Source organism: Rhizobium sp. BK619 (assembly GCF_014195245.1).
Taxonomy (GTDB): Bacteria; Pseudomonadota; Alphaproteobacteria; order Rhizobiales; family Rhizobiaceae; genus Rhizobium; species Rhizobium acidisoli.
Map to the genome: position 1 here is coordinate 202,912 of NZ_JACIBH010000001.1, position 23,093 is coordinate 226,004.

The following is a 23,093-nucleotide window of genomic DNA, read 5'->3' on the forward strand; positions in this document are numbered from 1 at the left end:
TGCGGAGGGGGCCCAGCACCAGCAGGCCAGCAAATTTTATTGAACTTAAACAATAGAATGTTTGCGATCGAGCCATGCCCAAGTTTTACCACGTCAAGAGACTGTGCGCCTATCTGCTGATTGCTTCGGCAATGCTGCTGTCGATCGGCACGGCACGTGCCGCCATCACCGAAGGTGAGAACGGACGCCGCGTCGCCTTGGTCATCGGCAACTCGGTCTATAAGACGCTGCCCTCGCTTCCCAATCCTGCCAATGATGTCGAAGAGGTCGCGGCCACGCTGCGGGCGGCCGGTTTCGACGTGACGATCGGCGTCAATGTCGATCGCATCGGGCTCGAGGATACGGTGCGCCGATTCCTGCGCTCGACCAGCAATGCCGAGGCCGGCCTGATCTATTATTCCGGCCACGGCATCCAGGTCGGCGGGCAGAATTTCCTCGTGCCGGTCGATGCGACGCTGGAGACACCCTATGACGTCGAGACGCAGACCATGCCGCTCGACCTCATCCTCAACCATCTCAAGCAGAATTCGCGGGTGCAGCTGATCTTCCTCGATGCCTGCCGCAACAATCCCTTCAACGCCCAGAAATTCTGGATGGCGGAAAAACTGGAGCCGGTCGGCGCCACCCGCGGCCTTGCGCGCATCGACAGCGATCTCGGCAGCCTGATCGCCTTCTCCACCGAACCGGGCCAGGTGGCGCTCGACGGCGAGGGCGCGCTCAGCCCCTATTCCGAATCCTTCATCAAACGCGCCAGCGAACCCAACAAGGAAATCCGCCAGGTACTGACCGATGTGCGCCGCGACGTGATCGCCATGACCGGCGGCAAGCAGGTCCCCTGGGAAAACTCCTCGCTGATGGACAGCTTCTATTTCATTCCGGCGCCGCCGCCGCCGAGTGTCGAGCCGATGCAGCAGGTGAGCGTGCCGGAAGGGGCTTCCGCCACGAAGCTGCCGATCGCTCCGCCGCATGACGAGACCGGCTCGGCGCTGCTCGTCACCCTTAACCAGCTTCCGCAGACCGGCAAGCTCAGCTTCGACGGCAAGCCGGTCGAGCAGGGCGCCAAGATGCCGGCTGCTGCGCTGACGGCACTCACCTATGATTCCTCGGGCGTTAACGCCGGAACCGTCGGCCTGATCGGCTATACCGTCAGCGATCCCTACGGCCAGGCGACGCAGGGCGTGGTCGCGATCACCGTCTCGGCCGATGCCGGCGCCAAGCTCGCCCAGCTCGAGCAGCAAAAGCAGGTGCGGCTCGCCGATGCCGACGCCTATCTGAAAACGCTGCCACGCGACGTCGACACGCCGATCGGCGTAGGCCCGGTCAAGATAACCTTGCCGGTCGTTCCGGCATCGGCCGCCGAAATGACTTTCAAGGTCGCAGCCTTGCCCGACAAGGGCACGCTGCGGGCCGGAGACCGGGTGATCGGGCTCGGCCATGTGCTTGAGGCAGCCGATATTCCGGGCCTTTCCTACGAGCCGCAGATCGGCACGGAAAACCAGCCTTTCGCCCTGACGCTGCAGGCGGCCAATGACAACCTGCCGGCGGCAACCGTCACCTTCAAGCCGGTGCTCGACGCCTGCGATACATCAGCCGCCGCACCCCTCGACCTGCAGGGCGTAACCGCAGGCAAGCTGCCGAACGAGATCGACCCGAATGTGGCCCTGCCTGCCTGCACGGAAGCGGTGAAGGCCTATCCCGAGGTGGCCCGCTTCGTGTACCAGCTCGGCCGCGCCGCGCTCGCCAACCGCGACACCAAGACGGCTTTCGCCACGATCAAGAAGGCAATGGATGCCGGGCATGTCCGGGCGATTCAGGAATTGTCGAGCCTTTATGAGTTTGGCGCTTCCGTTCCACGTGATGCCGCCAAGGCCAGCGAGATCGCTAAAGGGGGCGCCGCCAAGGGCGATCCCTTCGCCCTGCACAGCTACGGCAAAGCTCTCTACTACGGCCGTGGTACCAAGGCCAATCAGCAAGAGGGATTGCGGATGATGCTGCAGGCCGCCGACCTTGGCCATACTTATGCGATGAACGAGCTCGGATATATCTTCCTGAATGGTGTCAACGTCCCAGCTGATCCCGAGCGCGGTATTCGTTTCTATGAGGCCGGCGTCGAACGCAACGACATCTACTCCTTGAACAATCTTGCCCTGGTCTATCGCTTTGGAAAAGGTGCCCCCCAGGATCTTACCAAGGCACTTGACCTTTTCACTCGGGCTGCAGAAGGCGGACAGCCTCATGCCCCGACAAACCTCGGGCGCATGTATCGCGACGGCGTTGGCGTTGCCGCAGACAAGACGGAAGCGGTGAAGTGGCTAGAGATGGGCGCCGAACGCGGCGACTATTGGGGTGCTCTCGACCGTGCCGTAATGGCGAAGGAAGAAGGCGGCGATAGTGACGGCCTGGCGACGGCGGCGCATTATTTCGCGCTGGCGACCGCCATCAACATGCCGGGCAGCGGCGATCCGAAGAACCAGGCTTTGGCAGAACTCAAGAGGCTGCCCAATGCTGCGAAGAAGAACGCAGAGGCCGCCTTTGTCGCCGACCTGACTGCTCAGGAGCAAAAAGCAATTCCAAAATCTAAGTCGATCGATGACAGGCTCGTTAAGCTCGCCAAAGCGACATGGGTAAAGCGAAATCCGAGGTACGATCTCTTCTGAAATGGCGAACCGGGGGCGCCCTACATGAACAGCAAACTCATCATCCGCGTGCTATTGTGCTCTACCTTCATCGCGGGCTCAGCCGCTATCCTACAGAGTTGTGTGTTCGACCCAGGCGCCAAGACGCTGTTCGCCAGCGAAGAGCCGAATAGGAACACCCCGAACGCCACGCCGACCAGGAAAACAACACCCACTGTCAAAAAGGTGGTAGCAAAGAGCAATGAGACGGCTTTTGGCCGTTCCGGCAATGACTCCGGTTCGAATTCCGGCTCCGGCTCCGGTTCCGGTGGCATGGGTGGCGGCTCATCGAGTTCGGGTGGTTCTTCTAGCTCCGGCAACTCTTCGAGCGGCGGCCCGTCCTGGTAGGGGCAGGATCCTTCATGATTCAAGCTGCGACCCTTATCGGAGGCGTCGCCGGCATTGCGCTCTCAAACTATCTGCTGCTTGAGCCCGGCCAGGCGATGGCGCTTGCGCTGTTTTTCCTTCTCCTCGTTTGGATCGTCGTTGATGGCATGCCGGCCACCCGAGGGGTTTGGGTGTCGAGACAGAGGCGGAACGAAGCTTCGACCCTCTTCTGGCGGCGCATCGGGACCAAGCTTGTCGGCCTCGCTGCGCTTTTGGGTGCCGTCGTCATCGCCTGCTCGGTCTTTCCGTTTTTCACGCAGTCGTCGGCGGTCCAATGGTTCATCGGGACCGGCCACACGACCATCCCCATTTCCATCGTCCTTGCCGGCGCCACCATTCTCTACGTCGCGGTCACCGATCTCGTCGCCGAGGAGCCCGACGATTATCTCCATCAGGTCGGGCGTGCGGTGCTGATGCAGGATTTTCGCGAAGAGGACGTGCTGTTCGCATTGCGCCTGCTGACGATCAAATGCTTCTTCCTCGTGCTGATGTTTTCAAGCGGCATAGCGGCGCTTTCCGATATTGCCGACAAACCAGCCTGGCTGTTACCTCCCTTTTCAGCCGCATGGTTCGAAGGCTTGCTGCGGCTTGTCTTCCTTCTCGACGTCATCCTGGCGGCCGGCGGCTACATCGCCACCTTCAAGCTGTTCGGATGGCATGTCAGGGCGACGGAGACGACGGCGCTCGGCTGGCTCGTCTGCCTCATCTGCTACGAGCCGTTCTTCCCGGCGATTTCCAGCGCCTTCGTGCCCTATGGTGCCGGGCCGGGTTGGGAGAGCGTTATCCAGGAGGGATCGGTGGTCTACTTCGTCTGGAGCGTTGCGACCCTGTCCTGCGCGATAATCTACGTCTGGGCGACCATTGCCTTCGGGCCGCGCTTTTCCAACCTGACCCATCGCGGCATCATCACGTCAGGCCCCTACCGTTTCCTCAAACATCCGGCCTATGTCTCGAAGAACATTTCCTGGTGGCTGTTTGCGACCCCAAGCTTCATCGCCAGCGGCCTTGCCGAAGGACTGGCGCGGGCAGGCATGCTGGCGATCGTCAGTCTCATATATCTGCTGCGCGCCCGCGCCGAAGAGCGCATGCTGAGCCGAGATCCCGCCTATCGGCAATATGCGGAGACTGTCGCCGCGCATGGACTTCTGGCCATGGCAAAGCGGCGGCTGGCGCCGACTGTGCCGCGCGTCTGAAAAGACCCGCAAGATGTAGGCGAGGGTGAGTTTGCCGAAACGCATCCCCACATCTCCGTCGTCCTCGGGCTTGACCCAGGGCTTGACCCGAGGACCCATGCCGCGGCTGCTGGTGGGTGCCGTGTGGATGCTCGGCTCAAGGCCTGGTATGACGGAGGACGAGCGTGGACACCCGCGTCAGGAATGTTGTCCGCATGCCTCAGACGGCTGCGGCGGCCGCTGTAATACTTTGAATTATGCAGCAGACAGCCGGCGCGACGCCCCCGCCCTTCACCCATCCAGCCCCTTGAAGCGCACCGGCTGGTAGCCGCGCATCAACAGGCTGCCGAGCGAATAGGTGTTGCGGCAGACGCGGCCCTTGCAGGCGTTTGGCGAAGCCTCCATCACTTCGACCTTGCGGTCGTCGGTGAAGCGCATGAACAACAGCACATGCGAGCCGGGTTTGTTCAGCGCATCCCCCGGCCGCATCGACCAGGGGTCCGGGACGCGATTGGTGATCCCCGGGATGGCGCGCGTCGAGACATGCATCTTCAGGCCCCAGGCGTCGCTGACGAAACCGGAGCAGTCGACGCCGAGGATGTTGGTTTGCGGCGCGCTCTTGGTGCAGACATTGCCGGCGGTCTGGCCCTTTTCGACGCCGTCCATGAAATCCTCGAGCCGCGTCTTGCAGCCCCAGCAATAGGGAACGCCCTTGACCGTCTGGCCGCGCTTGCCGATCAGGTAGATCGGCCGGCGCAGCCGGTTCATGTTGATGCAGCCGGGACCCGGGTCCTTGCCATAGGCGGTTGATGTCACCAGCCAGTTCAGCGTCTCGAAGCCGATCGCCCGCTCGATGACGTCGCTACGCGACTTCGGCACGATCGCCACCTTCGGCGCCTTGCCCGGCTTGCCGGCAACGAGCGGCTTGGCGGGCCGCGCGACGGCCAGCTTTCGGCCAGGGTCGCGGCCGTCGAGCCGCAGCACCTGCGCCCGGCTTTCCTGCGATTTTAGATAGAGTACGTCGCCGCGCGGGCCGATCGCCACGAAACGTCTGGAAAAGACCGTGCCGGGGTCGATCGGCAGATCGTAGACCCGGTCGATCGCCCCGTTCGGCGTAAAGCGCACCACCAGCATACCGGTCCGCTCCGGCTGATCGGCGGGCACGAGTTCGACCAGCGCATAGGGTCTGCCCGTCGTGTCGATGTCGAGAAGTTCGACGGTGCCGATGCGGCCCTCGGCAGTCAGCGGCAGCGACAGGAAATTCTCCTCCGAGCTGCTGCGCCGCAGCAGGATCTCCGCTTTGTCGTTTGCGGCCGAGACTTCAGCGACGATATCGCCGAGCCCGCGGCTCGGCACATATTGAATAACCGGCGGGCGGGGCGCCGGCCGGCTGGTGCTGCGGCCGATCTCGTCGACGATGCTGTTCAGCGGCCCCGGCGGCACCGAGCCCATCGAGGCAAAAACCGAGCGGGTATAATCGTCAGCATCGCCGCCATCGACGGCGCGCAGCGTCTGCGACCTCCCGTCGGCTTCGGTGGAGCGCTCGAGCGGGACGACGCCGTCCGACCAGAGGTAGAGTTCGTTGTGGACGACGGCGAGATCTTCCGGGGTGGCATTTTCCGGCAGCGGCAGGATTTCAGGCTCGGCCTGCGAGCGCTCGGCGTCGATGGCGAGCACGCGGCCATTGTTCTGGTCGAGAATATAGATGGTGCCGTCGTCGCCGACGGTGATCGCCGCCGGTCCCGATGCCTCGACTTCCTCGCTGGCGGAAATAATGCCGACCGAGCGGCCGCCATCGCCGCTGCGAAGCTCGATGATTGTCGTATCTTTGGCAAAAACCGGCGAAGCGACCGCAAGTGCCGCGGCAATCAGAATATGCGACCCAAAACTACGCATGTCCTCGACCCCCGAACAGGACGATGTCAGGCCGGCTCGGCCTTCTCTGACCGTCAAGTCTTGGAAATGGTAAGATAGATGCGGCTTGTCAGCAAGCCGTTGCTTTCCAAACGATTTGGAGATTGGCGCCGGCGATAGTACAAGAACATCGTCTCGAAGATTTGCTGGCGGGAAATGCCTATGCTGGAATGGAACGGTGACGAACTGGCGCTCGACATCAGCCTGCTGGAGCAGGTGCGTGCCGCAAGGATAGGCTTCTCCGATCGCGTCTGCGCCGCCTCGCAAAGCACCGATGACAAGCATCTGGCGCAGCTGCGCTCCGAGCCGACCTATCTGATGGCCGAGTTCCTCTACTCGATGAAGGTCTTCGGCATCAATACGGCCGAGGATATCGAGCGCTTCGCCGATCTGCACAATGATTACGTGGTTTCGCTCACCCGCGATCCGGCCAAGCTGCAGCGCCTGGGGCTGTCGCAGGATCGGGCGCTCGCCTCGATGTTCACCGCCGACACCAAGCCGCGGCTGATCCAGAACTGGGCAGAGAAAGCCGGCGCCATCGACCAGTCCAATCTCGCCCGTTTCCTGGTGGCTGTGATGTCGAGCGAGACCTGCCGCAAGACGCTGATCGATTTCGAGACCGCCGGCTTCATGCAGCGCAAGCGCTCGCCCTATGGCACCATGGTGGTCTGGTCGATGGGAACGATCGAGGAGATCTTCGGCGAAATGCTGCGGGATCTGCGCCTCAGCCTCCAGCAATTGAAGATCCTCTGACCCGGCGCCGCGACCCGATTTTCCGGGCGATGCGCTCACGGCAACCCGATTTCAACCCTCCCAACCGATTGGCACTGAGCGCCGTTGCCATCTTTCCGGCCTCTGCCTATTGTCCGGAAGCCTATTATTCAAGCAGTGGTCGCGCGCGGTAGCGCCCATAAGACGGATGTGACGACGATGACGAAATCCCGGCTCATACCCCTGTCGATCGGCCTCCTGCTGGCGTTGCAGATGCCTCAGCTTGGCCATGCCGGCCCGGCCGAGGATGCGCTTGCGGCGCGCAACCCCGCGCTTGCGGCACTCCGCCAGCATGACGAAAAGGCCTTTGCCGCAGCGACTGCGATCATCACAGAACACGAAAGCGCCAAGGGGCTGACACCCGGCGCGGGCAAACTCCCGGATGCGACCTCGCCCGGCCGCGACATGGGCTCAGGCGCCGGCAAGGAATTCACGGTCGATAATCCGGATATTCTCTGGCTCTACAATTCCTCGCCCGAAGGCATGAGCGACCTGATCTCGATTTTGAAATCGGCCGGGCAGAAACCCAAGAACTAAGCGGCTCTCCAAAGTCAAAAAGACTAGATCTGGCGGCGGATATTGCCGATCCAGAGTCTTGACCACGTCTTTTCCGGGACGGTTTCTTCCCGGCTCCAAATAATTTGTAACCCTCCCTCAAGCAAGACAGGCAAAGCCATCCCAATTTCGCCGGTCGGTGCTATTCTCATCTTCAACACAGTGTGAGATTGTTCGAAGAGGAGGTTTTTCCATGCCACACCGCAAAGCCATCCTGGCAGCAGCCACCCTTCTTTCGTTCTTTGCGGTGGTTCCCGCCGTCTTGGCGCAGAATGAGCGCACACTGACCGAAGCCCCGGCGCAGACCGGCCCCGTCAGCATCACCTTCGATCGCGCCGATGCCAAATACGCCATCGGCGAAGTCGTCGGCCTGTTCATCCAGTCGACCGAGAACAGCTATGTCACGGTGCTGAATGTTTCGCCGAACGGTTCCGTCATCAAACTTTTCCCGAACAAGTATCAGACCGATGCCCTTGTCGGGCCCGGCAAGCGCGTGCAGGTGCCGGATCCGGCGAGCGGCGCCCGGCTGCAGGTCTCCGGCCCTGTGGGCCAGGAGCAGATCAAGGTCTTTTATTCCTCCAAGCCGCTGACCATCTTCGCCGATCTCGGCGGCAGCGGCAGCGGCATGTTCCGCTCGGTCGACGGCGGCATGGATGCCGTGTCCCGCAGCCTGGAAGAGGCCCGCAGCCTCGGCACCAAGATCAGCAGCAAGACGCTGATGCTGACGACGGTCGACAGCCCCGCGGCCCTGCCGCCCGTGGCCGCCCCGCCCGTCGCAGCAGCACCCGCGGTAAAACCGGTCGAACAGGCAGCAAAGCCGCCGAAACCGGCAGCCGCTCCGAAGCCGAAACCGGTGATCAAACAGGAAGCTGCCAAGAAGCCGGAAACGGTCGACAAACCGAAGGCAGCCCCAAAGCCGGCGGCCCCGAAGCCGGTGGAACAGGCCGCACAACAGCCGCCGAAGAAATACAAGATCGTCACCAATCTGGCGCCCGGCCAGGAGCTTGCCGCCGACGAACTGCAATTGATCGGCCCCGCCGACACCACCTCGTCCACCCGGCCGACGCAGTATAAACAGCCGGCCCAGTCGTCCCAGAGCAAGATGCCGAAGCTGCCGATGCCGCAGCTCAAGATGCCGCAATTCAAACTGCCCGGCGGTTTCAGCATCAAGATGCCGCAGCTCAACCTCGGCCGCTCGGCCGAGCCTGGCCAGGCCGGCGAGGAAATCGAGGTGGCCAATGCCGATACACCAGCCTGCACCGCCCTTCTCGACAAGCTGAACACCGCCGTCGCCGCCAAGGATATCAATGCCGCCGCCTCCGAGGCCGATGCGATCGCCGTCAGCGCCGAGTGCGGCCAGTTCCAGGTGAATGCCCAGCGCCGCGTTGCGGCCCTCAGGCTTTCCGCCGCCCAGGAGATGATGGCCGCCAACCAGCCGGTCGCCGATTACGAGCCGCTGCTTGTCGCAGCCGACAGCCCGCAGGTGCTCTGGCAGGCCTCCGCCACGCTCGGCGAGATCTATTTCTCCGCACGCCGCTTCGCCGATGCCGCCGCCGATTACCAGCAGGCGATCGAAATCATCAAGAACGAGACCCGCACGCCGAAGGCGCCGCCGGCCGACACGATCTCCGACCTCATCCAGCGCGCCGCCCAGGCCCGTATCCTTGCCGCCAACCCGACGAGCGATAACCCGCAAGGCAGCTTCGTGCCGGCCGAGAAGGATCACCGCAGCGGCGTGCTCGGCGGCATCTATTCCGAAAATGTCCGCGGCATCGTGCCGGTCTCCATTCCGGTGCCGATCACCTTCGACTTCAACAAGTCGAGCTTCACCTCGATCGGCACCGAGGCCGCCCAGGAACTGCTGGAGGCATTGAAGGAGCAGAAGCCCGGCCGCATCATCCTCATCGGCCACACCGACCGCCGCGGCGCTGACGACTATAATCAGAAACTGTCAGAGCGCCGCGCCCAGGCCGTTGCCGATTTCCTGAAGAGCAACGGCATCGACGCAACGATCGACGCCGAAGGCCGCGGCGCTTCCGAGCCGGTGGATGTGACGGCAACAGCAAACCTCACCGAAGACGATGTCGATGCGCTGAACCGCCGCGTCGAATGGCGTCGCGAATAGCCGGGGCGAGGGGAGTTTGGCCATGTCCGCATCCGTTTCCATGGCCGCCGCATTCGCCCTCCTCGCTTTGGCGGCTACAGACAGCCTGGCAAGGACGATCGAGGCGCCGGAGCGCGGCGCCGTCAGGGCAGTGCTGATCGGCATCGATCTTTACCGCAATGTTCCGCCGCTGCATGGCGCCGTCGCCGATGCCGAGGACCTTTCCCTTTCCCTGCGTTCGGTCGGCGTCGAGGACATGACGCTGTTGAAGAACGGCGAGGCCGACCGTGAAAGCATCTTCCATGCGATCGAAGCCGTGACGGAACGGGCGGGGACCGGCGATCTCGTCGTGCTCGGCATCGCCGGCCACGGCTCGAGCGAGCCGGAGCGCGTCAAGGGCTCCAAACCGAGCGGCCGCGACGAGGTCTATGTGCTGGCCGGCTTCGATACCCGTCTGCCCGGATCGCGCGAGCGCATTTTCGGCGACGAGTTCAAGGTGCTGATCCACAAGCTGGAGGCCAAGGGCGCCGATGTCGTCTTCATCGCCGATACCTGCCATGCCGGCGGCATGACCCGCGACGTCGATCCGCGCGGGGCCGAGATCACCTGGCGCCAGGCGCCGTCTTATACGATCGAGGAGGATGATCTCGCGCCGATCTCGACGACGGCGGATGCGCTCTCCACCGGCTTCGATTTCAAGCGGCTGACCTTTCTTGCCGCCGTCGACGACAATACCAAATCGCCCGAAATCTCCATTCCCGGCATTCCGCAGAAGCGCGGCGCGCTGAGTTATGCGACGGCCCGCGCCTTCGAAGGGGCGGCCGACCGCAACGGCGACGGCGCCGTCAGCCGCCGCGAACTCTTCGAATATGTGCGCCAGGCGGTCTATCAGTTCACCGACCAGCGGCAGAATATCTTCACCCAAAGCCCGCCCGGGACCGATCTCGATCGCGCCGTCGTCTATGATTATCAGGGGGCAGGGGCGCAGGCGGCGGCGGAGAAATCAAACGCTCCGCCGCCGGCCGAGCCCGCGCCGATCAGCGTTGCCGCGCTCGGCGCCGAGCCGGTGCTGCAGGGCATCGAGCCGGCCGTCACGCCGTTCAAGCTGACGGATGGTGCCAATGCCGAGCTGGTCTTCGATCCCGAAAAGCACGAGGCGATTGCCGGCGGTGATGTCGTCGCCTCCGACATCGGCGCCGGCGACATGCCCTTCGTCGTCGACCGGATGGCCGCGCTCGACACGCTGAAGCGGCTGTCGGAGGTTAATCCGCAGACCGTGCGGGTGACGCCCTCCGATACCGTCCATCGCGAGGGCGAGCGCGTCGGCGTCACGGTCTCGGATCTACCCGGCCGCAAGCTCGTGCTCTTCGACGTCACCGGCGATGGCACCGTGCAGTTCCTCTATCCCGGCGAGAAAGATGCCGAGGCTGAGATGCCTGCGAATTTCGACCTCGATCTTTCCGTCGTCGCCCCCTTCGGCACCGATCTGCTCGTCGCCGTCACCTCCGAAACCCCGATGCCCGAACTCGTCGAGTTCCTGAAGCAGAATGATAGGCGCCGCACCGCCGGCAATATCGCCAGGCGGCTCGGCGACGTCCTGCCCGAGGGCGCCCGCGTCGGATTTACCGTCCTCTATACCTCCGCCGGAGCCAAGCTATGAGCGCGTCGATCAGCAGCATCCTCAACGTTGCGGCCGTCATGCTTCTCCTGGCCTCACCGGTCCTTGCGCAGCAGGATACGGATTTTGCCGGCGAGGATGGCGGCCGTGTCATCGGCGGCCAGGCGGCGAAGAAGGGCCAATGGCCCTGGCAGGTAAAAATCCTGGCGCCCGATCCCGAACAGCGCGGCCGCTTCGGGGGCCATTGCGGCGGCTCGCTGATTGCGCCGCGATGGATCCTGACCGCCGCCCATTGCGTCACCAGCGGCCGCTCCGGCAAGCAGGATCTCTTCGCCCGTGACCTGTTGATCGTCGAGGGCAAGTCGAAGATCGACAAGGTCATTTCCGTCGACGGGCCGGATAAACCCGGCCTTGCCGTCGAAGACGTCGTCATCCACGAGGATTTCGACCGCAAGGTCTTCGCCAACGATATCGCCCTGATCAAACTTGCCGAACCCGCCGTCTCGAAGCCGGCTGTCCTCGCCTCGGCGGGGGATGACGCGGTGGAGGCGGCCGGCCACAAGGCCGTCGTCACCGGCTGGGGCTACACCAAGGCCGATCACGGCTGGGACGACAAATACCTGCCGACCGAGCTGCAGGAAGTCGAACTACCGATCGTCCCGCGCGAGGATTGCCGCGCCGCCTATCGCGACAGCTCGATGCGGATGAACCCGATCGATGAGCGCAATGTCTGCGCCGGTTATGCCGAAGGCGGCAAGGACGCCTGCCAGGGCGACAGCGGCGGGCCGCTGGTGGCCCAGCGCCCGGACAAGAGCTGGATCCAGCTCGGCATCGTCAGCTGGGGCGCTGGCTGCGCCGAGGCCGAGCACTACGGCGTCTATACCCGCGTCGCCGCCTTCCGCGGCTGGATCGCCGCCAAGACCGAGGGCGACGTGCCCGATGTCGAAGCGCCCAGTTCAGGCGATCAGGTCGCCTCGACCACCACCGGAACCGGGACCAAGCCAAGGCAGTCCGGCCAGAAACTGGCCAACCTCGCCATCACCACCCCGCCCGCCGGCGACACCGCCCCTGCCGCCACGACCGAAACGCCTGCCGACAATACCGCGCCCGCTGCCAAGCCTGCCGCCGAGGAACCCGCCGTCCAGCCACCGGTTGCCGAGACGCCTGCTCTCCAAACACCCGGGATCCAAGGCTCTCCCGGCGACCGCGTGCTGCTGATCGGCATCGACGATTACGAGATGCGCGAGGCGAAACTGACCGGCTCCGCCACCGACGTGAAGGCAATGCAGCTCTTCCTGGTGAAGACGCTCGCCTACCGCCCGGAACAGATCCACACGCTGACCAACCGCAAGGCCACCCGCGAGGCGATCCTTGCCGAAATCGACGACTGGCTGGTGCGCCAGTCGACGCCTGGAAGCCGGGTCTTCCTCTATTTCAGCGGTCAGGGATCGGAGGAAATGGGCGCCGAAGCGACGACCAGCCCGACACTCGTTGCAGCCGATGCCAAGCTGGTCCGCGAGGCCGGCAAGGTAACGGTCACCAACCAGATCCGCGAAACGGAAATCGCCGCCCGGCTGAACAGCCTCAAGGACCGCCGCGTCACGCTGCTGATCGACGCCTGCCATGTCGGGCCCGGCAGCCGCAGCGCGGTGGCCGCCCCCGCCGGCTCGGTGCGCTGCCTCGGCCCGGCGCTGGCAGAGCTCGAACCGCCGAACAAATCGGGCAAGGAAGCGAAATTCTCCTTCGGCGGTGAAAACGCCATGGTCTGGTCGGCGGTCAATTCAGGCCAATGGGCGCTGGTCGACCGCGAGGCCAAGCCGCCGGTCGGCGTCTTTACCCGCCGCTTCATCGAAGGTGTCGAAGATGGCGTGGCGCGCGCCGCCGACAAGCCGAATGTCAGCAACGCCGCCCTGCTCGATTATGTCCGGCGCAAATCCGACGAATATTGCCGGACGCATGCCGAGGATTGCCGCTTCACCCCGGTGCCGCAATTTTATGGCCAGCCGGATGCGCTCGGCCGCGACGTCATCACCGGCGAGGAGGCGAAAACCCCAGTCGCCGCCGTCGAGAATACGCTGAAGACGGACAATGAGGCGGGTGTTGCCGTCGATGTGCTGCCCGGCACCTCGGTCGGCATCGGCGACAAGGTGGCGATGCGGGTTTCGACCAAGAAGTCCGGCTACCTAATCCTCGTCGATATCGACGCCTCCGGCAAGCTGACGCAGCTTTACCCGAACAAGCGCTCGATGGGCCTGAAGCCGACCGCCAAGAGCGGCGACAACCGTCTCGATCCGGCCCGTCCTGTCGTCGTGCCGGATGCGCGCAATCCCTATACCGGCTTCGAATATGTGGTGGAGGGACCCTCAGGCGTCGGCATGGTCGTCGCTATCCTCAGTGACAAGCCGATCGAGGTGCTCGACCTGCCGGATGTGCCGACGCCGCTGGTCGGCCAGCGCGCCGCCTTCAACTATGTCTACGATCTCGCCCGAACTTTGAGGATCGTCGGCGACGACGAGACCGGCGCCCAGGGCAAATGGTCGTTCGATTCCAAATTCTATCGCATCCGCTGAAGAGGAGGGAACCCATGCCGAAATCCACTCTGCTGGCGGGTCTTGCCGCTTCGCTGCTGACGCTTGCCCCAGCCCATGCCGACAGTTCCGGCGACGGCAAGGCGATGCTCGCCGCCCAGGCCGGGCTTGCCGCCGAGCTCATCGAGCGCACGCTGGCAAAGGAGGGGGCTTCCAATATCATGGTGTCGCCAGCAAGCCTTGCCGCAGCCCTCGGCCTTGCCAGCCTCGGCGCCTCCGCCGAAGGCAAGGCCGCGATCGCCAAGAGCCTCGGCTTCGCCAGCGAGGTGAAGGGGCCGGAGACGGTGCTTGGTGCGATGACCCCGGAGAAGCCGGCAGCCGCGGATGCGCCTCTGGCGACGGCGGTTGCCATCGTCTTCGACGACAAGCTGGTGCTCGCCCCCGACGCGCTGTCCATGCTCGCCACCCACCGGATCAAACCATCGATCGAAGATCTCGATGGACCGGCCTCGGTCGAGCATATCAACGGCTGGGTCAAGCAGACGACGCGGGGCGCCATTCCCGTCATGCTCGACGCGCCGCCCGGCGGCGGCTTCGTCAGCCTGGGCGCGCTCTCCTTCAAGGCGCGCTGGAAGACCTCCTTCGAGAAAGAAAGCCCTTCGGCCGCCTTTCAGCGGCCTGATGGTTCGACGATTTCGGTGCCGATGATGCATCTCACCGGCGATGGGCAGAAATTCCGCTTCGACGAGAAATTCACCGCCGTCGATCTTGCCTATGCCGGCGAAAGCTACAGCATGGTCGTGGTGGCGGCGCGCTCCGGCAAGGGTGTCGGCGGCGCCGACCTGAAGGCCTTGACCTCCTGGCTGCAGGGGGAAAAATTCGAGCCTGCCAAGGGTGAAATCTTCCTGCCCCGCTTTTCCCTGAGCGACGGGCGTGATTTGATGCCGGTGCTCAATCAGATGGGCTTGGCGGCGGAGAAGGCCAAGGATGCGGCTTTCCCGGGTTTCACCAAGGAAAACATTCGCTTGTCGCGCGTTCTTCAGAAGACGATGATCAAGCTCGACGAAAACGGCACGGAGGCAGCGGCAGCCACAGCAGCGATCACCGAACGTAGCATCGATCCGAAGCTCGTTCGCGTCGTCGCCGATGCCCGTTTTGCCTTTGCGCTGAGGGATACCAGGACAGGCCTGCTGCTCGCCGCAGGGCTGATCGGCGATCCACTTCTGGCAGGCGAATAGAATGCGGTTTCATGGAATGCCAATGATTGCAGGGGGACACGTGCATGAGAAGTGATCTGATCGCCCGCTATACGATCGGCGAGCCGGTCTATGAGAACGAGTTCATCGTCTATCCCGCTCAGGACAAGCGGATGGACCATGCGGTCTTCATCGTCGCCCCCGATGTGGCGTTGAAACTGGACAAGGCGCGTTTCGAGCGGGTCTGGACCTCGATCAACGAGGCGAAATCGCTGACCGCACGGCGCTTCGTCGAAATCGAGGACCTGATCCCGCCATCGCCTGAAGACGACAATTTCTACATCGTCGAGAAGCGGCCGTCGAAGACGCTGCATCAGTATCTCGACGAAACCGAAATGGTGGCCTATGAGCGCGCCGCCGAAATCGGCCGCCACATCCTCGAGGGCCTGGCGACGCTGCACGGCGCCGGTTACGCCCATAACGCCCTGACGGACCAGTGCATCTATGTCTCCGAGGATTATTCCGGCCTGTCGGTCCGAATCGGCAACCTGCACCTGATCTCGAAGATCGGCGAACACATCATCCCGCCCTATGTGCCGGAGTTCGGGGCGCCGGAGATCTATGCGAGCGGCACCTTCTCGGCCTCATCAGCCCTCGACATCTACGCAATGGGCATGATCGCCTACAAGCTCTTCCTGCCGCGCCAGACCTATAACAGCGTCTTCGACAGCGTCATGGTCTGGGAAGACGAGCACCAGCGCGAGCAGAGCTGGAAGAACATCCATCTCGATCCCTCCAACATCTTTCCCCGCCTCGACGTGCTGATCCCCGGCTTTCCCGAAGGTCTTGCAAGCCTGATCGAAAGGATGCTGAGCCGCGACCCGGCTCAGCGCCCGCGCACCGGCGCCGATGCGCTCGGCGAATACATAAGGGTGACGACAGGCATCCAGCCGATGTCCTGGGATCCGCGCGGCGGCATTCCGCAGCAACAGGAGGCGCCGAAACCGAAAAAGTGGACGCCAATCAAAATCTCCATGATCGCAGCCCTGCTGTTGATCTGCATCGGTGTCGGCGCCATCACCATCCCGAAACTGCTGCGTCCGGATCCGAAGCTCGTCGCCGATGTCGGCACCTGGAAGAAGGAGGCCGAAAGCCGCAAACAGAAGGCGATCGCCGCCAAGGCGCCAGAGCGCCCCTCCGGTGACCAGGCGAAACTCGCCTATGACACCGGTGCAGCGGCGCTGACCTCTGCCGATGCACTGCTGAAGGACGAAGACTACGACAAGGCCCTTCCGGGCTACCAGTCTGCTGCCATCAATCTGGGCAATGCGCTGATCGCCATATCAAAGGAGAATGCCGAAAAGGCGAAAGCCGCCGCTTCTGCCGCCGGCGGCGACAAGGCGCCGGCTTTTGCCGAGGCCGACGCCAAGATGAAGACCGCCGCCGACAGCGCCGCCGCCAAACAGATGCACGGCGCCATCGACAATTACGACGCGTCGAAAACCGCTTTCGATGATCTCGCCAAGGCGCTGACCGCGCTGGCGGCGGCCGAAAAGAATGCAATGGCAAAGCGCGAGACCGTCAACCGTATCGGCGCCGGCGATAGCCCCGACGTTGCCAAGGCGAGTAGCCTGATGACCGATGCCAAGGCCAAGGCCGAGCAATGGCAGATGCCGGCGGCGACATCGGCCTATGGCGACGCCGCCAAACTTTTCGACGCCCTCATCGCCGACGTCATGGCGGCAAAGGACGAGGCGACGGCGCTGAAGCAGAAGGTCGCCGATCTCAACGCCTCGATCACGACGCGCGCCGGCGCGGCCGATCCGACGCTTGCCGCACTCGCGCCGAAGATCGGCGAGGCCGACGGCCGTTACAGCGCCGAGGCCTATAAACTCGCGCTCGCAGCCTACAAGCCGATCCTTACCGATCTCGAGGCGCTGTCGGCGCGCGGCTTCTGCCCGGTTTCGCCGACCCTTGCCTTCGAGCAAGTGCCGGCGGGCAGTTATTCGCTGGAGAATGTCCGGCTGATGACCGCCTCGATGAAGGAGCTCGGCGGCATGCTCGGCGTTGCCAATGGCGCGGTGAAGGTCGAGAAATCCTTCTGCATGCAGGCAAAAGCCGTCACTCGCGCCGAGATGGCGGCCTATTACACCGCCAACTCCGACCCCGCTAGCGCCCAGGCCTACAGCGACAACCCACAGCAGCCGGCCGACGATGTGCCGCTCGCTGTGGCGCAGAACTATACCGCCTGGCTGTCGAAACAGCTGAACGCCCCCGTCCACCTGCCGTCAGCAACCGAATGGATGGCAAGTGCCACCAAGATCGCGACGGAAAAACTGCCCGACAATGGCGACATCCTCCTGCAATGGAGCGCCACCCCCTGTGAAGCCGGCGGCAACGTCGCCTTCATGGCGCAGGAAGGCTCGACCTTCGTCGTCTGCTCGGATGCTTCGGCCGGCGGTATTTTCCGGGTGACTGCGGAATTGCGGTGAATGAACAGAAGGGTTGAGATCGAAAAGGAAGAAATCCTGCATGCCTCAAGCGCAACATTTGTCGACGCAGCGCTTGAAAATGAGGGCGCAGACCGCCTTTTTTCTTCATTTGGCAGCCTCGCGCTCAAGCGGTACGCTTCACGAAATTTCAATTCCAACTTTCATAAAATGCGCGTATATTAAAAGTGGGGATTGCAGTATTCCCGCCTTGAGGGGTCGAGGATAATGTGCTGGAACACATCAGCAGCATTCACGCCGGTCGGTTTTGCTTTGCGAGGTCCGGCGTCTCGCAAGATCGTATGGACGCTTGGAGATGCGGCGCGTCTCCTGATGAGCGATTGGCCTTGCGATGACGGCGAGGAATATGTGGCGGCCGTGAAAGCCTGCGTCGACGCAATCAGCGGGAAAATTGCCCCGGAACAATTCCGGGAAGCACTTCTGCGTGCGGCCGAAGAGGCGGGCATCGCCGCTCTCTGTCTCGTCCCGCAGGGCGTGGCAGCGCGACGACCGGACCTGCCGTCGAAGGCGCAAAGATAGTCCCAATTTCGAGAAGCCAACGCGGGTTTGCGCCACAAGCGATCATTGCCGGCATCGCGGAGGAAACGACAATGAGCGATCACCAGGAACACAACCCATTTGATGGCGCTCAGATGCAGGGAATGCATTACGAGCGGGCCGATATGTCAGGTGCTAATTTCGATGGCGTAAACCTCGCAGACGCCCAGTTTTACGCTTTTTTGACTAAGGCAAAAACAACAGCAATTTAACTGAAGCGGTTTTTGACGATATCAGCCTTGCGGATGCGCGCTTTAATAACGTCAATCTGTCTGGAGCCGCCATCACCAATGCAAATCTATCGCGATTGACCATAAGCGGCGTCACGTTAGCAGATTCAGACATCAAAGATGCCGATTTGACTGGGATGCGGATCAATGGCGTTCTCGTAACCGATCTACTCATGGCCTGTGAAAAGGCGAAAATCTGACTTGTGCAGCACTCCCGCCTTTGTAAAAGCATTGGAAGAACCCGTCGCAAAAACTATCCCTTCATCATGAGCTCACGTCCGATACGTTTGGTGGGCTCGCTGCGTAACACGATCGCCGTGGTGACCGAGCCGTAGCGCGCAACTGCATCCACGATGCTTTCCAGCTCTGCCGGCGACGGCACGATCACTTTCAGATGGAAGCAGTCTTCTCCCGTCAGCCTGAGGACCTCGATAACCTGCGGCATCTCTGAAAACTGCTTGAGGCAAGTTTTGATGTATTCGTGCGTGGTGCGCAGTCGAACAATCGCCATCATTCCGAGCCCCACCGCAGCAGGAGCGATAAGAGCCCGGTAACCGCTGATGACCCCACGTTCTTCGAGCCGCTTCAGACGTTCTGACGTTGCGGGTTGAGAGAGGCCGATTCTTCTCCCCAGTTCGGAAACGCTGATGCGACCATCATCCTGCAAGATTTCGATCATGGAGATGTCGGTCGGATCGAACGCAGCATGAGTATCGAATTGTTTCGCCATTGACTTTAAATCCATCGGAATAGGGGCGCCTTTTCCGATGAATGCCAATTTATTCGGCCTGGGTAAACGATCATCCTTGGCGGAGAACGACCAAGAGGTGAAGCGTGACTGAAATTATTCATCTGCCGGGTATCGGCAATTCCGGCGATCTCCATTGGCACAGCCGTTGGGAGGATGCCGATCCGTCGATACGCCGTTTTGCTCCTGCGAGTTGGGACGAGCCAGACCTATCCGACTGGATCGCAGCGCTGGAGCAGGCCGTGCAATCCACGCAAACGCCACCGGTTCTGGTGGCTCATAGCCTGGCCTGCCTGCTCGTGGCGCATTGGCACCAGATGTCCGACTTGCCGATCAAGGGTGCAATGTTGGTCGCTGTTCCTGATCCGGCGGCTCCGGCTTTCCCCGCTCAGGCATCAAGTTTTGCACGTCCACCCGAGAAGAAATTCCGATTTCCTTCTCTCATCGTGGCAAGTACCGATGATCCCTATGGTTCGTTGCCGTATGCCCAAATGCGAGCGGAGCAATGGGGCAGCGAGTTAAAAACGATCGGCGCGGCCGGCCACATCAACGGTCAAAGCAAACTGGGTGATTGGTCAGAGGGTCTGGCGCATCTGAGGGACTTCGCGAGCCGCGTGTAGGCCGTGCGGCGGCCATCCCTTACTGATCGGCCGGGACGTCGCGGAGTTGCATGATCTTGTCGATCAAGCCCCATTCCAGTGCTTCTTGCGACGTCATGAAGCGGTCGCGGTCCATGGCGCGTTCAAAATCCTCATAGGAGCGCCCGCAATGTTCCGCGTAGAGCCGGGTCATACGCTGCTTTGTTTTCAGGATTTCCTCGGCGTGGATTTGCATATCGGTTGCCTGCCCCTGAAAGCCGCCTGACGGCTGGTGGATCAGGATGCTTGCATTTGGCAGGGCGGCCCGCTCGCCCGGCTCGCCCGCCATCAGCAGAAACGATCCCATAGAGCGGGCCGTGCCCATGCAGAGCGTGTGAACCGGCGCGCGGATGTAGCGCATCGTGTCATACATGGCGAGGCCGCTGGTCACGACGCCGCCCGGCGAATTGATATAAAGGTGGATGGGCTTTTTGGGGTTTTCTGCTTCCAGAAACAGGAGCTGTGCGCAGACGAGGGCCGAAACGGTGTCGTTCACCTCGCCATTGAGGAAGACAATCCGCTCTCGCAGAAGCCGGGAATAAATATCGAATGATCGTTCTCCCCGGCTGGACTGTTCTACGACCATAGGGACGAGTTGCATCGCTTCGCGCATCGGCGACCTCCAAACTTCCAGAGTTTTAGGGTGAGGCTCGCCGCGTCAGGCGGCGAGCATGAGGAGCGGGCTGTTGCTGTTTGCGGCCGCCCTCGCCATCCGGTCGAGCCTTACGTCCGTCAGTTCGTGGACGATCCGAAGGCAGGTGCCGCCCGTCGCGTTCGGTGTGATCCTGAACGTCACGGTACTTTCAAGGAATGGTGGGCTGTCGTCGCGCAGCCTGTAGCGGAGTTCCTGGCCGGGAGTGACGGCGATCGCATCGGGATCGGCCAATGCCTCCTTTGGCAACCACCTTTCCCGAAATTCGGGCATACTGATAGCGCGCCAGACCTTTTGCGGCGGATCGTCCAAATCATATTCCAGCTCGACGCCGCTATCCTGCTCCTCGATCTTTTGTTCGTTCATTGATCCATGTCCTTCAGCAAGACCTTGAGAGCTGCGATGCGGTCGGGCCAATAGGCGCGATACTTCGCCAGCCATTGAGCGATGAGAGCCAGCCCCTCCGGATCGACTTCGTAGTTCACGAAACGCCCCTGCCGTTGTTCCCTCACGAGCTTTGCACTTCGCAGAACCGCAAGGTGTTGCGACATTGCCGGCTGGCTGATCTCCATGCCGTTGCGCAAGGCGCTGGCGTTCATGCTCCCCGCCGCCAGCTTCTCAAAGATCGCACGGCGGGTCGGATCTGCCAAAGCCCGGAAAAAATCATTCTCGATCATGCCAACACATAAGCACAGACTTATCTCTTTCGCAAGCCTGTTTTCGAGCCGATTTTCTGCTGTCGCTGGCGGGCATGCCAGCGTTTCGGCGGCGGCCTTGGTCGCTTCGCGGGCGAAGGCGCGTTTCTGATCGCCGGTTCGGCCGGGATGCATCTGCAGGTGAAGAATAGGCATGGTTTCTCGATGTTCGTTCGCACAATCTGAGGCGAACCAGATACAAGGCGGCGTGCTTTTGTGAGGCCGTACGGAAGCAGTGGGACGACGCCGGCGATGGAATCGCATCACTCGATGAGGCCAGCGTTGCGCAGTCCGTCCACAATGCGCCCGAAATCGGCAGGGTTCTTGTAGGGCAGCACTTTGCGCCTGTGCTCCAGGGAATAATCGGGATTGATCCGGAACACTTCCTCCCACTGCCCGCGCGCCTCCGCCACGCAGCCCAAGTGACCATAGCTCGCCGCCAGCAACACACGTGAGATGTCGGTGGCTGGATTGCGGACTATTCGTCGCTTCAGAAGTACAACGGCCTCCTTGTACCTGCCCAACTGGAACATCGCCTGCGCGTGGAAGTGCAGAAAAATGTCTGGATAATATGGATTCAGGGCCATCGCCCGCTCGAAGCAGACGAGGGCCTCGTCGGACCTGCCCGCATAGTGCAGCGCGTTTCCGAGGCTTTCGTGGCCCTCGACAAGATTGGGAGCAAGCGCGATCGCGCGTTCAGCCTCGCGGATGGCCACGTCAAGTCGTCGCAGGTACAGGTTGACGACGGCAAGCGCCCAATGTGCGTACGGATACCGATCGTCGAGCGCCACCGCCAGCGTCGCAGCCTCGGTCGCCTGTTCCAGCGATTTCGACGGTGATCGGCTCCACTGGTTAACGTAGGCCAGCCCGTGCGTGACGGCGAGGAACGCGTGCGCCGGCGCGAATTTTGGGTCCAGATCGATGGCGCGCTGCAGCAATTGCCGGCCCTGAATGTTTTGCTCTTTCGTCAGCTGCCACATGTGTTCACGGCCTCGCAGGAAGCAGTCATAGGCTTCCAGATTTTGAGTCTGCTCCGTCGCGAGCCGCTGCTGGTCCCCGGCCGTCAGCTTGAGTTCCAGAGCGCCGACGATCTGCTGCGTGACGTCATCCTGCACTGCGAAGATATCGGTCAGGTCGCGATCGAAACGCTCCGCCCATTGATGCCCGCCGGTGGTTGCATCAATTAGCTGCGCGGTGATCCTCACCTTGTTGCCTGATTTGCGAACGCTTCCTTCCAGCACGTAGCGCACTTTGAGGCTGTCGCCCACTTCCTGCACGTTCACGTTCCGGCCCTTGAAGGTAAACGACGAGTTGCGAGCGATGACAAACAGCTGCGACAGCTTCGATAGAGCTGTGATGATATCTTCGGAGATGCCGTCAGCGAAGTACTCCTGCTCGGCATCGCCGCTCATATTGACGAATGGCAGCACGGCAATCGAGAGGTCCAACGGCAATGCGGCCGGCGCACGAGCAACGGCGGCGGTCACTCCTGGCTTTAACTCCGCGGCGGTGCCGACCTGGAGCGAATAGATCCGGATCGGCTCGGCAATGTTCTTGAGTTGCGTGTTGCCGAGATCGCTGACGGAGAGATCGAGTCTCGCCCTGACCTGGCGATAGGCGTCCTCGGACAGGCAAATAGCGCCGGGGGCCGCGATACCCTCGAGACGCGAGGCGATGTTGACGCCGTCGCCCATCAGGTCGCCATCGAATTCCTCTACTACGTCCCCCAGATGGATGCCGATCCGGAACTCGATGCGCCGATCCAGCTGAACGCCGGCATTGCGCTCGACCATACCGTTCTGCACCTCGATGGCGCAGCGCACGGCATCGACAACGCTGCGGAATTCGACCAGCGCTCCGTCACCAGTGCGCTTGATGACACGGCCGTTGTGCACTGCGATGGTTGGATCGATCAGGTCGCTGCGCAGTGCCCGCAACCTTGCCAGGGTGCGATCTTCGTCCTCGCTGGCGAGCCGGCTGTATCCGACTACGTCCGCGGCCAGAATTGCGGCCAGCTTGCGATTCTCGCTCATAGAGCCGTCCCCCGTCTCTACGATAGCAGGAAGACAGAGACAGGGGAACTTCTGCCCAGAGCGATCTCGGCTAAGATCAAGTTCTCTGGTGCATTTGCGACCTACAGCGTGTTTGTCGACGATGTCTGCT

20 protein-coding genes and 1 pseudogene are annotated in these 23,093 nt (G+C 62.3%); 14 read left to right on the forward strand and 7 right to left on the reverse strand.

What is annotated here, in order from left to right:
• Positions 1-74 precede the first annotated feature (74 nt).
• Genes FHX14_RS00940 through FHX14_RS00950 form a run of 3 tightly spaced genes read left to right on the forward strand, consistent with a single transcriptional unit; the run spans position 75 to position 4,255 of the window.
• Complete coding sequence (locus tag FHX14_RS00940) at positions 75-2,657, forward strand: caspase family protein (RefSeq protein WP_184375503.1); 2,583 nt, start codon at positions 75-77, stop codon at positions 2,655-2,657.
• Between the two features lie 24 nt (positions 2,658-2,681).
• Positions 2,682-3,023 (forward strand): hypothetical protein, encoded by a 342-nt coding sequence (locus FHX14_RS00945; protein WP_184375505.1) that lies wholly within the window; start codon positions 2,682-2,684, stop codon positions 3,021-3,023.
• A gap of 14 nt (positions 3,024-3,037) precedes the next feature.
• Positions 3,038-4,255, forward strand: coding sequence for an isoprenylcysteine carboxylmethyltransferase family protein (locus FHX14_RS00950; protein ID WP_184375506.1), 1,218 nt, complete (start codon positions 3,038-3,040; stop codon positions 4,253-4,255).
• 270 nt (positions 4,256-4,525) lie between these two features.
• Here FHX14_RS00950 and FHX14_RS00955 read toward each other — a convergent pair whose 3' ends face one another.
• On the reverse strand, positions 4,526-6,130 hold the full coding sequence (locus tag FHX14_RS00955) for a hypothetical protein (protein WP_184375508.1): 1,605 nt from the start codon (positions 6,128-6,130) through the stop codon (positions 4,526-4,528).
• 180 nt (positions 6,131-6,310) lie between these two features.
• Here FHX14_RS00955 and FHX14_RS00960 point away from each other — a divergent pair, with 180 nt between their 5' ends.
• The 10 genes from FHX14_RS00960 (at position 6,311) to FHX14_RS32855 (ending at position 18,397) form a co-directional block, all read left to right on the forward strand.
• Positions 6,311-6,901, forward strand: a complete 591-nt coding sequence (locus tag FHX14_RS00960) for a hypothetical protein (RefSeq protein WP_184375510.1) — start codon at positions 6,311-6,313, stop codon at positions 6,899-6,901.
• A gap of 177 nt (positions 6,902-7,078) precedes the next feature.
• Complete coding sequence (locus FHX14_RS00965) at positions 7,079-7,456, forward strand: hypothetical protein (protein ID WP_184375512.1); 378 nt, start codon at positions 7,079-7,081, stop codon at positions 7,454-7,456.
• Positions 7,457-7,667: 211 nt separating this feature from the next.
• Positions 7,668-9,599 (forward strand): DUF4384 domain-containing protein, encoded by a 1,932-nt coding sequence (locus tag FHX14_RS00970; protein ID WP_184375514.1) that lies wholly within the window; start codon positions 7,668-7,670, stop codon positions 9,597-9,599.
• Positions 9,600-9,621: 22 nt separating this feature from the next.
• The gene (locus tag FHX14_RS00975; protein WP_184375516.1) at positions 9,622-11,238 is read left to right on the forward strand and encodes a caspase family protein; all 1,617 of its coding nucleotides are present in this window, start codon (positions 9,622-9,624) and stop codon (positions 11,236-11,238) included.
• Positions 11,235-13,766: a trypsin-like serine protease gene (locus tag FHX14_RS00980; protein WP_184375518.1), complete on the forward strand. Its 2,532-nt coding sequence runs from the start codon at positions 11,235-11,237 to the stop codon at positions 13,764-13,766. The genes FHX14_RS00975 and FHX14_RS00980 overlap by 4 nt, the downstream gene beginning before the upstream one ends.
• Positions 13,767-13,780: 14 nt before the next feature.
• Entirely contained in the window at positions 13,781-14,962 is a 1,182-nt protein-coding gene (locus FHX14_RS00985) for a serpin family protein (protein ID WP_003594939.1), read from the forward strand.
• Positions 14,963-15,006: 44 nt separating this feature from the next.
• Entirely contained in the window at positions 15,007-17,412 is a 2,406-nt protein-coding gene (locus FHX14_RS00990) for a serine/threonine protein kinase (protein WP_184375520.1), read from the forward strand.
• A 225-nt stretch (positions 17,413-17,637) separates the two neighbouring features.
• Positions 17,638-17,949 (forward strand): DUF982 domain-containing protein, encoded by a 312-nt coding sequence (locus FHX14_RS00995; RefSeq protein ID WP_184375521.1) that lies wholly within the window; start codon positions 17,638-17,640, stop codon positions 17,947-17,949.
• Positions 17,950-18,020: 71 nt separating this feature from the next.
• On the forward strand, positions 18,021-18,179 hold the full coding sequence (locus FHX14_RS32850) for a pentapeptide repeat-containing protein (RefSeq protein WP_246713333.1): 159 nt from the start codon (positions 18,021-18,023) through the stop codon (positions 18,177-18,179).
• A 20-nt stretch (positions 18,180-18,199) separates the two neighbouring features.
• Positions 18,200-18,397, forward strand: a complete 198-nt coding sequence (locus tag FHX14_RS32855) for a pentapeptide repeat-containing protein (protein ID WP_348649225.1) — start codon at positions 18,200-18,202, stop codon at positions 18,395-18,397.
• Between the two features lie 53 nt (positions 18,398-18,450).
• Here the strand turns inward: FHX14_RS32855 and FHX14_RS01005 are convergent, their stop codons facing one another.
• Complete coding sequence (locus tag FHX14_RS01005) at positions 18,451-18,927, reverse strand: Lrp/AsnC family transcriptional regulator (RefSeq protein WP_184375523.1); 477 nt, start codon at positions 18,925-18,927, stop codon at positions 18,451-18,453.
• Between the two features lie 104 nt (positions 18,928-19,031).
• Here FHX14_RS01005 and FHX14_RS01010 point away from each other — a divergent pair, with 104 nt between their 5' ends.
• Positions 19,032-19,565, forward strand: coding sequence for an alpha/beta hydrolase (locus tag FHX14_RS01010; RefSeq protein ID WP_184375525.1), 534 nt, complete (start codon positions 19,032-19,034; stop codon positions 19,563-19,565).
• Positions 19,566-19,584: 19 nt separating this feature from the next.
• On the opposite strand, the gene FHX14_RS01015 is transcribed toward FHX14_RS01010, so the two are convergent.
• The 5 genes and pseudogenes from FHX14_RS01015 to FHX14_RS01030 all read right to left on the reverse strand — a co-directional run bounded on the left by FHX14_RS01015 (position 19,585) and on the right by FHX14_RS01030 (position 22,963).
• Positions 19,585-20,196: an ATP-dependent Clp protease proteolytic subunit gene (locus tag FHX14_RS01015; protein ID WP_184375526.1), complete on the reverse strand. Its 612-nt coding sequence runs from the start codon at positions 20,194-20,196 to the stop codon at positions 19,585-19,587.
• A 45-nt stretch (positions 20,197-20,241) separates the two neighbouring features.
• Positions 20,242-20,601, reverse strand: a complete 360-nt coding sequence (locus tag FHX14_RS01020) for an SRPBCC domain-containing protein (protein ID WP_184375527.1) — start codon at positions 20,599-20,601, stop codon at positions 20,242-20,244.
• Positions 20,598-20,912, reverse strand: a complete 315-nt coding sequence (locus FHX14_RS01025) for a metalloregulator ArsR/SmtB family transcription factor (RefSeq protein WP_012555415.1) — start codon at positions 20,910-20,912, stop codon at positions 20,598-20,600. Before FHX14_RS01025 ends, FHX14_RS01020 begins: the two co-directional genes overlap by 4 nt.
• A 72-nt stretch (positions 20,913-20,984) precedes the next feature.
• Positions 20,985-21,194: pseudogene (locus FHX14_RS33425) on the reverse strand (tautomerase family protein); the annotation flags it as partial.
• Complete coding sequence (locus tag FHX14_RS01030; protein WP_184375528.1) at positions 21,194-22,963, reverse strand: adenylate/guanylate cyclase domain-containing protein; 1,770 nt, start codon at positions 22,961-22,963, stop codon at positions 21,194-21,196. The gene FHX14_RS01030 and the pseudogene FHX14_RS33425, both read right to left, overlap by 1 nt.
• Positions 22,964-23,093 lie beyond the last annotated feature (130 nt).

Coding starts and splice junctions, on each gene's coding strand:
- FHX14_RS00940 (WP_184375503.1), top strand. CDS start 75: ATGCCCAAGTTTTACCACGTCAAGAGACTGTGCGCCTATCTGCTGATT.
- FHX14_RS00945 (WP_184375505.1), top strand. CDS start 2,682: ATGAACAGCAAACTCATCATCCGCGTGCTATTGTGCTCTACCTTCATC.
- FHX14_RS00950 (WP_184375506.1), top strand. CDS start 3,038: ATGATTCAAGCTGCGACCCTTATCGGAGGCGTCGCCGGCATTGCGCTC.
- FHX14_RS00955 (WP_184375508.1), bottom strand. CDS start 6,130: ATGCGTAGTTTTGGGTCGCATATTCTGATTGCCGCGGCACTTGCGGTC.
- FHX14_RS00960 (WP_184375510.1), top strand. CDS start 6,311: ATGCTGGAATGGAACGGTGACGAACTGGCGCTCGACATCAGCCTGCTG.
- FHX14_RS00965 (WP_184375512.1), top strand. CDS start 7,079: ATGACGAAATCCCGGCTCATACCCCTGTCGATCGGCCTCCTGCTGGCG.
- FHX14_RS00970 (WP_184375514.1), top strand. CDS start 7,668: ATGCCACACCGCAAAGCCATCCTGGCAGCAGCCACCCTTCTTTCGTTC.
- FHX14_RS00975 (WP_184375516.1), top strand. CDS start 9,622: ATGTCCGCATCCGTTTCCATGGCCGCCGCATTCGCCCTCCTCGCTTTG.
- FHX14_RS00980 (WP_184375518.1), top strand. CDS start 11,235: ATGAGCGCGTCGATCAGCAGCATCCTCAACGTTGCGGCCGTCATGCTT.
- FHX14_RS00985 (WP_003594939.1), top strand. CDS start 13,781: ATGCCGAAATCCACTCTGCTGGCGGGTCTTGCCGCTTCGCTGCTGACG.
- FHX14_RS00990 (WP_184375520.1), top strand. CDS start 15,007: ATGAGAAGTGATCTGATCGCCCGCTATACGATCGGCGAGCCGGTCTAT.
- FHX14_RS00995 (WP_184375521.1), top strand. CDS start 17,638: ATGTGCTGGAACACATCAGCAGCATTCACGCCGGTCGGTTTTGCTTTG.
- FHX14_RS32850 (WP_246713333.1), top strand. CDS start 18,021: ATGAGCGATCACCAGGAACACAACCCATTTGATGGCGCTCAGATGCAG.
- FHX14_RS01005 (WP_184375523.1), bottom strand. CDS start 18,927: ATGGCGAAACAATTCGATACTCATGCTGCGTTCGATCCGACCGACATC.
- FHX14_RS01015 (WP_184375526.1), bottom strand. CDS start 20,196: ATGCGCGAAGCGATGCAACTCGTCCCTATGGTCGTAGAACAGTCCAGC.
- FHX14_RS01020 (WP_184375527.1), bottom strand. CDS start 20,601: ATGAACGAACAAAAGATCGAGGAGCAGGATAGCGGCGTCGAGCTGGAA.
- FHX14_RS01025 (WP_012555415.1), bottom strand. CDS start 20,912: ATGATCGAGAATGATTTTTTCCGGGCTTTGGCAGATCCGACCCGCCGT.
- FHX14_RS01030 (WP_184375528.1), bottom strand. CDS start 22,963: ATGAGCGAGAATCGCAAGCTGGCCGCAATTCTGGCCGCGGACGTAGTC.